The 12,149-nt window shown below is 72.1% G+C and carries 7 protein-coding genes; 4 read left to right on the top strand and 3 right to left on the bottom strand.

The annotated features are described in order from the left end of the window. Window positions 1-18: 18 nt before the first annotated feature. Window positions 19-861 (bottom strand): hypothetical protein, encoded by an 843-nt coding sequence (locus AB0J69_RS02020; RefSeq protein ID WP_364111812.1) that lies wholly within the window; start codon window positions 859-861, stop codon window positions 19-21. A 112-nt stretch (window positions 862-973) separates the two neighbouring features. Here AB0J69_RS02020 and AB0J69_RS02015 point away from each other — a divergent pair, with 112 nt between their 5' ends. Further along, window positions 974-1,888, top strand: coding sequence for an aminoglycoside phosphotransferase family protein (locus AB0J69_RS02015; RefSeq protein ID WP_364111810.1), 915 nt, complete (start codon window positions 974-976; stop codon window positions 1,886-1,888). Here the strand turns inward: AB0J69_RS02015 and AB0J69_RS02010 are convergent. Continuing rightward, a complete protein-coding gene (locus tag AB0J69_RS02010) occupies window positions 1,878-2,801 on the bottom strand; it encodes an NADP-dependent oxidoreductase (protein WP_364111808.1) in 924 nt (307 codons plus the stop codon). The two genes, AB0J69_RS02015 and AB0J69_RS02010, sit on opposite strands and share 11 nt — an antisense overlap. A 196-nt stretch (window positions 2,802-2,997) precedes the next feature. On the opposite strand from AB0J69_RS02010, the gene AB0J69_RS02005 reads away from it, so the two are divergent. The 3 genes from AB0J69_RS02005 to AB0J69_RS01995 are packed head-to-tail and all read left to right on the top strand — an operon-like array spanning window position 2,998 to window position 10,402. Continuing rightward, window positions 2,998-3,486: a hypothetical protein gene (locus tag AB0J69_RS02005; protein ID WP_364111806.1), complete on the top strand. Its 489-nt coding sequence runs from the start codon at window positions 2,998-3,000 to the stop codon at window positions 3,484-3,486. After that, entirely contained in the window at window positions 3,486-5,579 is a 2,094-nt protein-coding gene (locus tag AB0J69_RS02000; RefSeq protein WP_364111804.1) for a flotillin family protein, read from the top strand. The genes AB0J69_RS02005 and AB0J69_RS02000 overlap by 1 nt, the downstream gene beginning before the upstream one ends. Window positions 5,580-5,584: 5 nt before the next feature. Then, complete coding sequence (locus AB0J69_RS01995) at window positions 5,585-10,402, top strand: DNA repair ATPase (protein WP_364111802.1); 4,818 nt, start codon at window positions 5,585-5,587, stop codon at window positions 10,400-10,402. A gap of 112 nt (window positions 10,403-10,514) precedes the next feature. On the opposite strand, the gene AB0J69_RS01990 is transcribed toward AB0J69_RS01995, so the two are convergent. After that, window positions 10,515-12,122, bottom strand: a complete 1,608-nt coding sequence (locus AB0J69_RS01990; RefSeq protein WP_364111800.1) for a TlrC/CarA/OleB/SrmB family ABC-F type ribosomal protection protein — start codon at window positions 12,120-12,122, stop codon at window positions 10,515-10,517. Window positions 12,123-12,149 lie beyond the last annotated feature (27 nt).

Below are 12,149 nucleotides of genomic sequence, written 5' to 3'. Positions count from 1 at the left end.
GCTGAGGCCCTTTCCGGGTCAGGCGCAGGCTTTGCCGATCGGGGTGGCCACCGTGCGGTGGCGGAGGTAGCGGTCGATGGCATGGGGTGCGTCGTGGTTCTGGACCTCGATCTGGTTGAGCGGCATGCCCCAAGGCGGGTCCAGCGGGTGGCCGAGCGCGACGATGTCGTTCACGTCGTACGCGGTCAACCACGGCACGCCCGGGTGCTTGGTCCCCTTGGCCAGCAGGTTGCGCTGGACCGTGGGCAGCCCGAGCGGCGAGCCGGCCGTCACCCAGAGCGCCACCCGCTGCCGCAGTCTCTCCTCCACCAGCAGGTCCCGGGCCACCACCGTGCCCAGGCTGTGCGAGACCAGGACGATGGGGCCCGAGGCGGGCAGGGAGCGGCGTACCTCGGCCAGGACCGGCTGCCGGCCGTGGCTGAGGTACACGGCGACGTCCTGCAGGAAGATCTTGATGATCTCCTTGTCCACGCTGGTGCGCTGGGAGACCCACGCGAGCATGCGGCGGGCCAGCGCCCACGTCAGGACGTCCTCGATGCCGAGCGCCGCCGGCGGCGCCCCCGAGGTCATCGCCAGGTCCGCGATGAGGCTGCGTTCGAGCTCCCCGACCTCCTGCGGCAGGAAGGGGTGGAACGGCATCTCCTCGGTATCGCCCTCCGGCAGGCTCTCGAGAACGTCGGCGCGCCTGGCGGCCTCGGCGGTGACCCGGTGCAGGACGTTGCCGTAGTAGGGCAGCACGGCCCGCGTGGCCAGCGCGGTGGTGCCGAGCCCGGCGCACAGGGCGGTGCGCCACTCCTCCAGCAGCACCAGGGGGTCCCTGCCCTCCTGGCCCCGCCCGTGGATGAACACGATCGTCGTCATGGCCATCCCCTCCGTCCATGATGGCTGCAGCGTAGGCACGGGGTTTCCGGGCGCGCCTCAGGGTGCGTATAAGGGGAAGCCCTAGACCTGCGGCCCTTGGCAGACTGGGGACATGAGGATCAAGGTTCCGGAGGCGCTGGCCGCGTCCCACCTCAAGTACGACGAGGACGCCGGGCCGGCCTGGACCGCCGGGCTGCCGGCGCTGGCCGAGCGCTATCTCGACGAGTGGGACCTGCGACTGGACGGCGAGCCGGCCCATGGGATCGTGGCGCTCGTCCTGCCCGTCGTACGCGCCGACGGCACCAGGGCCGCGCTCAAGCTCCAGCCCGTCACCGGCGAGACCGCCGACGAGGCCGTGGCCCTGCGTGCCTGGGCGGGCGACGGCTGCGTGCGGCTGCTCGACGCGGACCCGGAAACCGGCACCCTGCTGCTCGAACGCCTCGATGCCGGCCGGTCCCTGGCGGCCGTGCCCGACGTCATGGAGGCCCTGGAGACCGTGGCCGGCCTGCTGCGCCGGCTGGTCGCCCACCCCGCGCCCGGGGGCGTGCGCCGGCTGGGCGACATCGCGCGGGACATGCTGGACGACGTGGACGAGGCCCTCGCCGTGCTGCCGCGGGAGCGGGACCGGCACTGGCTGCGGTGGTGCGCCTCAGCGGTCGCCGAGCTCGTCGCCGAACCCGGCGACCGGCTGCTGCACTGGGACCTGCACTACGAGAACGTGCTGGCCGCCGACCGGGAGCCGTGGCTGGCCATCGACCCCAAGCCGCTGGCCGGCGACCCCGGCTTCGACCTGATGCCCGTCCTGTGGAACCGGTGGGACGAGGTGGTCGCGACCGGCGACGTGGCGCGCGCGGTGCTGCGGCGCTTCGACTTCATGGTGGACGGGCTCGGCCTGGACCGGCGGCGGGCGGCGGGCTGGACGCTCGGCCGGGTGTTGCAGAACTGCCTGTGGGACGCGCAGGACGGCGACCGCGAGCTGAGCGAGATCCAGCTCGCGATCGCCGAGGCGGTGACCGTCAGATGGTGATCACGATCTTGCCCTGGCCGTGGCCGGTCTCGATCTCCCGGTGCGCGTCCGCGGCCTCCTCCAGCCGGTACGCCCGGCGCACCGGGAAGGTGAACGCCCCCTCGGCGTACAGCCGGGCGTAGCGCCCGAGCCGCTCCGCGGAACGGTCGCCCTGGACCAGCCGGACGCCCAGCTCGGCCGCCTTGGCATGCTCGACCAGCGTGATGATGCGTCCCCGGTCCCGGACCAGCTCGATCGAGACCTCCAGCGCGTGCCCGCCGGCCCCGTCCAGCGCCGCGTCGATCCCGGAGGGCGCCAGCGCGCGCACCCGGTCGGCCAGCCCCTCCCCGTAGACGACCGGGATGGCGCCCAGGTCGCGCAGGTAGTCGTGGTTGGCCTCGCGGGCGGTGCCGATCACGGTGGCCCCGCGCCTCCTGGCGATCTGCACGGCCGCCGTGCCCACCGACCCGGCCGCGCCGTGCACGAGCAGCGTCTCACCCTCGGCCAGGCCCATCCGGTCGATGGCCAGCTCGGCCGTCTGCACGCCCGCGGTCAGCCCGCCGGCCACCTCCCACGGCACCTCCGCGGGCTTGGCCGCCACGTTGGCCGCCGGCACGACGGTGTACTCGGCGTAGGCGTTCAGCGCGGTGAACCCGAGCACCTCGTCCCCCACCGACACGCCGGAAACGCCCGTGCCCACCTGGTCCACCACGCCGGCGAACTCGTTGCCGGGAATGCGCGGGAAACCCGGGTCCTCGATGTACGGCGGCAGCCACCCCGCCCGTACGGCCGCGTCGAAGGGTTGCACGCCGGCCGCCCGCACACGCACCCGGACCTGCCCGGGACCCGCCTGGGGCGCGGGCAGCTCCATCACCTTCAGCACCTCGGGACCACCGGGTTCGGTGAACGCCGCCGCTCTCATCACTTCGCTCATGCGGCCGAGCCTGCTACCTCAAGCACAGTTGAGGTCAAGTCGCAGACCGTTTGGGGAACTTTCCCCTTTAGTTGCGCTTTATCTGTATATAGTCCGACAGGACATCACAGGGGGACGGGTACACCGAGGCGGGATGACCGACTTCTTAGACATCGCACTGAGCTTTCCGACAGCCATTTTCACTTTCCTTCTCGTGGTGGTCGCCGGCTATTGGCTGGCCGTCATCACCGGCCTGTTCGAGCTGGAGGACGACGCCGCGTGGCTGGGACTCGGGGGAGTCCCGGCGGGGGTCGCGCTGTCGCTGCTCGTCGCGCTGGCCTGGCTGCTGTGCCTCATCGGCGGCGTGGTGGCGAGCGGCGGCCTGCTGGTCGCCGTCCCCTTCGCCGCACTGGGCCTGGCCTGGCTCGCCACGAGGGCACTGATGCCACCGCTGAGCAGGCTGTTCCCCGAAGGAGACCGCCGCTCGCGCGGCGACTTCGTGGGCCAGATGTGCGTGATCCGCACGGGCACGGCCACCCCGGACTTCGGCCAGGCCGAGGTCACCGCCGCCGACGGCTCGTCCGCGGTCGTGCAGGTGCGCACGACCGGCAAGGACCGCCTGGCACGCGGCGACAACGCACTCATCTTCGAATACGACAAAGACGGCGAATTCTTCTGGGTCATGCCGTACGAAAGTGAGCACTGATGGACGTCATCTCCACCGGCTTCGGCGTATTCCTCGCCGTCATCCTGGTCATCGTGATTGGCCTGCTCCTCGTCATCGGCCGCCTTTTCCGCAAGGTGGAGCAGGGCAAGGCGCTCATCGTGTCGAAGGTCAACAAGGTCGACGTGACATTCACCGGTGCCGTGGTCCTGCCTGTCGTCCACAAGGCCGAGATCATGGACATCTCGGTCAAGACCATCGAGATCGAGCGGACCGGCCGCGAGGGTCTGATCTGCCGGGACAACATCAGGGCCGACATCAAGATCACGTTCTTCGTCCGCGTGAACAAGACCGCCGAGGACGTCATCAAGGTCGCCCAGGCCATCGGCACCGCGCGGGCCAGTGACGAGACGACGCTGCAGGAGCTGTTCAACGCCAAGTTCTCCGAGGCGCTCAAGACCGCCGGCAAGCACCTCGACTTCGTCGACCTCTACACCAAGCGCGACGAGTTCCGCGACGAGATCGTCCGGCTGATCGGCACCGACCTCAACGGCTACAGCCTCGAGGACGCCGCCATCGACTACCTGGAGCAGACCGCGCTGGCCCAGCTCGACAAGAGCAACATCCTCGACGCGCAGGGCATCCGCAAGATCACCGAGCTGACGGCGATCGAGCACGTGCGCACGAACGAGTTCCGGCGCAGCGAGGAGAAGGAGATCACCCGCCAGAACGTGGACGCCCGCGAGGCCATCCTCGAGCTGGAGCGCCGCCAGGCCGACGCCGAGCTCAAGCAGCGGCGCGAGATCGAGACCGTCAAGGCCCGCGAGGAGGCCGAGGTCGCCCGCGTGCAGGCCGAGGAGCGGCTGCGCGCCCAGGCCGCGCACATGAAGACCGACGAGCAGCTCGGCGTGCAGAACGAGAACCGGGCCCGCGAGATCGCCGTCGCCGAGAAGAACCGCGAGCGCGTCATCGCCATCGAGACCGAGCGCATCGAGAAGGACCGCCTCCTGGAGGTCATCGCCCGCGAGCGGGAGACCGAGCTGTCGCGGATCGCCAAGGACAAGGAGGTCGAGACCGAGAAGCGCTCGATCGCCGAGGTCATCCGGGAGCGCATCGCGGTCGACAAGACCGTGGCCGAGCAGGAGGAGTCCATCAAGCGGCTGCGCGTGGTCGAGGAGGCCGAGCGCACCCGCCAGCAGGTGATCATCGCCGCCGAGGCCGAGGCCCAGGAGAACCTGGTCAAGGACATCAAGGCGGCCGAGGCCGCCGAGGCCGCCTCGAAGTTCCGGGCCCGCGAGGAGCTCGTGCTGGCCGAGGCCCGGCAGCAGGCCGCCGAGCTGGAGGCGCGGGCCAAGATCCGGCTCGCCGAGGGCGTCCAGGCCGAGACGGCCGCGAGCGGGCTGGCGCAGGTCCAGGTCAGGGAGCGGGACGCCGACGCCATCGAGAAGGTGGGCCGCGCCGAGGCGCTGGTGCTGAAGGAGAGGCTGGCTGCCGAGGCGGACGGCGCCCGCGCCATGGCGCTGGTCGAGGGCGACCGGCTCAAGGCGCAGGCCGAGGGCCAGCAGGCGATGGCGCTGGCTGGAGCCGCGGCGGTGGGCGAGAAGCTCAAGGCCGAGGCCGAGGGTCTCACCCAGAAGGCGGCCGCGATGGCGGCGCTGGACGACGCCAGCAGGGGGCACGAGGAGTACCGTCTGCGCCTGGAGGCCGACAAGGAGATCCGCCTCAAGCACATCGACGTCACGCGGCAGGTGGCCGAGTCGCAGGCGAGCGTGCTGGCCGCCGGCCTGGCCAAGGCCAACATCGACATCGTCGGCGGCGACACGATGTTCTTCGACAAGGTGGTCGGCTCGATCACCGCGGGCAAGGTGGTGGACGGCTTCGTGGACCACTCGACGGTCGCGGGGGCCATCGTCTCGCCGTACCTCAACGGGAGCGCCAGCCTGGCGGCCGACCTCGCCGGCGTGATCGGCGGCGTGAGCACCGAGGACCTCAAGAACGTGACCGTGTCCGCACTGCTCATGCGGCTCATCCAGGACGGCGGCCCGCAGTCGTCGGCGCTCGGTGAGCTGCTGGAGACGGCCCGCCGGCTGGGCGTGGCCGACTCGCCGGTGGCGGCGCTGGCCGGCGCCAAGTGAGCGCTGTGACGCCTCAGCTGGAGGGCGCACTGGAGGTGGGGCTGGAGGCGGGGACGTACGAGGTCCTCAGGAACCGCCTCCAGGCCCAGGCCAAGGCCCTCGCGGCGGCGGCCGAGGCGCTCAACGGGGAGCGGCTGAAGGTCTTCGGCGGGGCGGAGCTGCGCCTGCTGGGCACCGAGCGGATCCGTACGGAGAACAACTGCGTCCCCAGGGACATCGTCTCCCTGGGCGACGTGATGTTGTTCGGTTACAACGTCTTCATCGGGCTCAAGCCCGAGACGACGGTGGCGGACGTGTTCGCGGTGCACCGGTTCTCCCGGGACGGCGACGCCTTCAGGTTCGACGCCGACAGGCTGGAGACGCTGGACGACCCGGCGTTCAAGAAGGACTTCGCCGAGCTGTACCGCTATTACAAGGAGACCCGGCTCCAGCAGCTCAGGCGGGTCGAGGGCAAGCTGCTGGCCGTCTTCCGGACGGGCCCGGCGGACACGCGGGTGCTGCGCTGGACGGTCAGCAACGGCGGGGTCCCGAAATATCAGGACAACCGGGGGGAGCGGGACCACACCTTCCCCCCGTCCCACGACTTCGAGTGGACGCCCACCACCCGCGACGACCACATCCTCGGCCGCCACCCGCACATCTCCATCGGCGGCGAGGTGTTCGTGGAGACCGTCGGCGGCGACCTCACCATCAAGATCGAGGACAACACGGAGACCGGGGCCGGCATCTACTCGGAGCCGGTGGCCGAGCAGCTGCAGAGCCTCGCGGACGCCGACGTCGAGTACGCCCGCGTGGGGCCGCTCATCCTCATGCGGATCAGGCCGTACAAGGAGACGGACCGGCGCCACCTGGTCTTCAACACGCGCACCAAGGCCGTCGTCCGGCTCGACGGGCTCGGCCAGGCGTGCCAGCGCCTGCCCGAGGACCAGGGGCTGATCTTCCCCGGCGGCTACTACCTGGCCACGGGGGTCAGCAAGACGTTCGACACGGACGTGTCGGACCTGGAGTTCGAGCGGGTGGTCCGCTCCCCCAACGGCGAGGACGTCCTGTACGTCTTCCACGCCAGGGGCGACGGGCGCTCGTTGCTGCTGCCGTACAACGTGATCAGGAAGGAGGTGGCCACGCCCATCGTCTGCCACGGGTACTCGCTGTTCGACGACGGCACGATGGTGGTCTTCCGGGCCACCTCCGAGGAGCCGACCCGGGTGCACCCGATGCAGGTGTGGCAGACGCCGTACGTGTCGGACACCTACGCCGCCGCCCAGCCCAGCGGGACCGGCCCCCTGGAACGCATCGGCAACGCGGAGCTCGTCCGCGGCATCTCCGACAGCCTGTCGGTGGCGCGGATGGTCGAGGAGATGGCGCCGTCCGCCGGGACCTTCGAGGGCCTGATCGCCGCCTGCACGCGGACGTTCGACTCCTACCACTGGCTCGGCGAGCACGGCCTGCGCGGGCCGCTCGCCGACGTGCGCGCCACCGCCGAGCAGGTCCTCGACGAGTACGAGAACGTCGAGCAGCTCACCCGCCAGGCCGCCCGCACGCTGGCCACGGCCGAGGAGGAGACCACCCAGCTCGTACGCAGGTCGAAGGCCGACGACCCGGCCACCGCCGACGCCTGGGTCACCCTGCTGGCCACGCTGCGCCGCGCCCAGGGGCACCTGGTGACGCTGCGCGAGGTCCGCTACATCGACCTGACCGCCCTGGACGCGCTGTCCGCCACCGTGACGGAGGAGGTGGCCTCGGCCGGGAGGCGGGCCGTCACGTTCCTGTCCGGGGACGAGGCGTTCACCGGCTACCACGCGGCCGTCGACGGGCTCGCCGCCGACGCGGCCGCGATCGGCACGGTGGCCGAGGCCGCGCCCGTCGCCGACCGGCTGGCGGAGCAGGCCGAGGGGCTGGAGGTGGTCACGGAGGTCGTCGGGTCGCTGGACATCGCCGACGCCACCGTACGCACCTCGATCCTGGGCCGGATCGCCGAGGTGCTCGGCGGCGTGAACCGGGCGAGGGCCGTGCTGGACGGGCGCAGGCGCGAGCTGCTCGGCACGGAGGGCCGGGCCGCGTTCGCCGCCGAGTTCGCCCTGCTGGGCCAGGCCGTCGCCGGCGCGCTGGCGATGGCCGACGCGCCGGAGAAGTGCGACGAGCAGCTCGGCCGCCTAATGCTCCAGATCGAGAACCTGGAGTCCCGCTTCGGCGAGTTCGACGACTTCGCGACGCAGCTCGCGGCCAAGCGGGACGACGTCTACGAGGCGTTCTCGGCCCGCAAGCAGACGCAGCTCGACGAGCTGGCCCGGCGCGCCGACCGCGTCTTCGCCTCGGCGGAGCGCATCCTGGGCAGCATCACCCGCCGGCTCGCCGCGCTGGCCTCGCTGGACGACGTCAACACCTACTTCGCGACCGACCCGATGGTGGCCAAGGTCCGCTCGGCGGCCGGGGAGCTGCGCGGGCTCGGTGACGCCGTACGGGCGGAGGAGCTGGACGGGCGGGTCAAGTCGGCCCACCAGGAGGCCGGGCGCGCGCTGCGGGACCGCCAGGACCTGTTCTCGGACGGCGGCGAGACCCTGCGCCTGGGCCACCACCGCTTCGCCGTCAACACCCAGCCGATCGACCTGACGCTGGTGCCGCACGACGGCGCGATGTCGTTCGCGATCACCGGGACGGACTACCGCTCCCCCGTGCCCGACTCGTTCGCCGACACCCGGCCGTTCTGGGACCAGCTGCTGGTCTCGGAGTCCGCGGAGGTCTACCGGGCCGAGTACCTGGCCGCCTCGTTGCTCGACTCGGTCACGGCCGGGGCGCCGCTGGAGGAGGTGGTCCGCCGGGCCGCCGAGGAGCGCTACGACGAGGGGTACGAGCGCGGGGTCCACGACCACGACGCCACGGCCATCCTGGACACGCTGGTGCGGTTGCGGGAGGGGGCCGGGCTGCTGCGCTATCCGGCGGAGGTCCGGGCGTCCGCGCAGCTCTACTGGGCCTTCGGGGTGGACGAGGTTTCACGTAAAACATTCGCCACCAGGGCCGTGTCGCTGGTCCGGGCCCGTACGGTCTTCGGCATCACGCCCGCCCTGGGGTCGCTGGCCGACGAGCTGGAGACCTCGATCGCGCAGTTCCTGGCGGGCCTGGGCCTGCCGCCGGTCAGCCGCGCCGGCGAGTACCTCGTCGAGGAGCTGGCCGCCACGCCTGCCGGTTTCGTCACCGCCAAGGCGGCCCGCGACCTCCTCGACGGGTTCCGCCACGCGCTCGGCCCCGCCAAGGTGCGGGAGTTCGAGGAGGACCTCAGCGCCCTCCCCCTCCCCGAGCGCCTCCAGCTCGCCCGGGCCTGGATGACCGCCTACCACCAGGGCCCCGAGGCCGCCGAGGCCGTCGCCGTACTGCTGTGCGACCTGCCGCGCCACGAGTCCAGCGCCACCATCACCGAGACCGTGGACGGCCTGCTGGGCACCCACCCCCGGGTCAAGGACCGCAAGCTCGAGATCCGCCTGGACGAGCTCCTCACCAGGACCCGCCGGTTCGGCCAGGAGCAGGTCCCGGCCTACCGGGCCTACCAGCGGCGCAGGACCGAGTTGGTCGAGGCCGAGCGCCGCCGCCTGCGCCTGGACGAGTACCGGCCCAAGGTCATGAGCGCCTTCGTCCGCAACCGGCTGCTGGACGAGGTGTACCTGCCGCTGATCGGCGACAACCTGGCCAAGCAGCTCGGCGCGGCCGGGGCGGGCAAGCGCACCGACCAGATGGGCCTGCTCCTGCTCATCTCCCCGCCCGGCTACGGCAAGACGACCTTGATGGAGTACGTGGCCAGCCGGCTCGGCCTGGTCTTCGTCAAGGTGAACGGCCCGGCCCTGGGCCACGAGGTCACCTCGCTGGACCCGGCGGACGCCCCGGACGCGACGGCCAGGCAGGAGGTGGAGAAGATCTCGTTCGCGCTGGAGACGGGCAACAACACCCTGCTCTACCTGGACGACATCCAGCACACCTCGCCGGAGCTGCTGCAGAAGTTCATCTCCCTGTGCGACGCCCAGCGCCGCATCGAGGGTGTGTGGAACGGCCGGACGCGGACGTACGACCTGCGGGGCAAGCGGTTCGCGGTGTGCATGGCGGGCAACCCGTACACCGAGTCGGGGCAGCGCTTCCGCATCCCCGACATGCTGGCCAACCGGGCCGACGTGTGGAACCTGGGCGACGTGCTCTCGGGCAGGGACGAGCTGTTCGCGCTGAGCTACGTGGACAACGCGCTCACCTCCAACCCGGTGCTCGCACCCCTGTCGGGACGCGACCGGGGTGACGTGGAGCTGCTCGTCCGCCTGGCGAAGGGCGACACGACGGTCCGGCCGGACCAGCTCCAGCACCCCTACAGCAAGCCGGAGCTGGACCAGATCCTCAGCGTGCTGGCCAAGCTCGTCCGGGTTCAGGAGGTCGTGCTGGCCAACAACCAGGCGTACATCGCCTCGGCCGCCCAGTCGGACGCCGCCCGTACGGAGCCCCCGTACCGGCTGCAGGGCTCCTACCGGAACATGAACAAGCTGGCCGAGCGCATCGTCCCCGCCATGAACGACGCCGAGCTGGAAGCGGTGATCGACGACCACTACCTGGGCGAGGCCCAGACGCTGACCACCGACGCCGAGGCCAACCTGCTCAAGCTGGCGGAGCTGCGCGGCCGCCTGGACCCCGCCCGGGCGGCCCGCTGGGCGGCGGTCAAGGCGGCCTACCTCAAGGCCAAGGCCCTGGGCGGCGCCGAGGACGACCCGGTGGTCCGGGCGGTGGGCGCGATCGGCCTGCTGGCCGACCGCGTCGGCGAGGTCGGCACGGCCATCAAGGAGTCGGGCCACTAGACGCGGCCCTGGTCGCGGTCGAGGCGTCCGCGACCAGGGCCGTCACACTGCCGCGACCCGCACACCGTCGCCGCGCCCGCGACCCGCACACCGTCGCCGCGCCCGCGACCCGTCACACCGTCGCCGTGCCGGCGCTCAGCTCCAGGTGGGAGCCGGTGAAGCCGGCGCGCAGGCGGCGGTCATGTGTGACGATCACCAGCGCGCCCTCGTAGGAGCCCAGCGCCTCCTCCAGCTGCTCGACGAGCACCGGCGACAGGTGGTTGGTCGGCTCGTCGAGCAGCAGCAGGTCCACCGGCTCGCTGACCAGGCGGGCCAGCTCGATCCGGCGCCGTTGCCCGTACGACAGCTCGCCCAGGCGCAACCCCAGGTCCGAGGGCCGGAACAGCCCCAGCGCCAGCAGCGCGTCCGCGTGGTCGTCGAGGGAACCCGGCCGCCCGTGGGCGTAGGCCCGCAGCACGGTACGGTCCGGCGGCCCCGCCTGCTCGTCCTGCCGCAGGTGCCCGACCCGCCCCGCCCGCCGCACGGTGCCCGCGTCCGGCCGCAGCTCACCGGCCAGCACGCGCATGAGCGTGGTCTTGCCGGCCCCGTTCGGCCCGGTGACGAGCAGCCGCTCGCCGGACCGTACCGTGAGGGTCTCCAGGCACAGGCGCCCCGCCACCCGCACCCCGTCGAGCAGAACCGCCGCACCGTCCGCGACGCCGCCCCTGATGTCGGCGGCGAAGCGCAGCGGCTCGGGCGGCGGCGACACCGGGGCGTCGGTGAGCGAACGCACCCGCTGCCGCGACTGCCGGACGCGTCCGGCCGCCCCGTGCGTACGGGAGCGCGCCCGCCAGGCCCCGGTCCCCATCCCCGCCTTGGCCATCTTGCGCGGCACGGCCGCCAGCCGGGCGGCGTTCGTGGAGACCAGCCCTGAATGCCGGCCGAGCTCCTGCTTCCACTCCTCGTACGCCCGCAGCCGCGCCGCCCGCTCGGCCGCCTTGGCCGTGAGGTACCCGGCGTACCCGTCGCCGTAGCGCCGCACCTGGCCCTCGGCGACCTCCAGGATCGTGGCGGTCACCCGCTCCAGGAACACCCGGTCATGCGTGATGGCCACCACGGTGCCCCGGTGGGAGCGCAGGTGCCGTTCGAGCCAGGCCACGGCCTGGTCGTCCAGGTCGTTGGTCGGCTCGTCGAGCAGCAGCAGCTCGGGATCGGCGGCCAGGGTCGCGGCCAGGGCGAGCCGGGAGCGCTCGCCGCCGGACAGCGTGGCCACCGGGCGGGCCCGGTCGAGCCCCGGCAGCCCGAGCCCGTGCAGCGCGGCGTCCACCCGGGCGTCGGCGTCGTACCCACCGCGCGCCTCGAACTCGGCCACCAGCCCCGCGTAGACCTCCGCGTCCTGCGGGGTATCCAGCGCGCGCTCGGCCGCCCGCATCCGGCTCTCCAGATCGCGCAGCTCGGCCAGGGCCAGGTCGATGGCGTCGGCCACCGTCGCGTGCGGCGGCAGCTCCGGCGACTGCGGCAGGTAGCCGACGCCGCCGGGCGCGACGACGGTGAGCTCGCCGTTGTCCGGCCGCTCGGCGCCCGCCATGAGCTTGAGCAGCGTGGACTTGCCCGACCCGTTGTCCCCGATCACCCCGATCCGCTCGCCGGGTCTGACGGTGAAGGACACGCGGTCCAGGACGACACGGGTGTCGTAACGCTTGGTGATCTCGGCGAATGCCAGTTGGGCAGCAGTACGCATAAAGGGCCCACCTCCTCTTCTCGGCGC

This window comes from Nonomuraea sp. NPDC049709, assembly GCF_040674815.1.
GTDB lineage: Bacteria > Actinomycetota > Actinomycetes > Streptosporangiales > Streptosporangiaceae > Nonomuraea.
The sequence above is the reverse complement of the archived record's forward strand: the minus strand, read 5'-3'. Positions and strand labels throughout refer to the sequence as shown.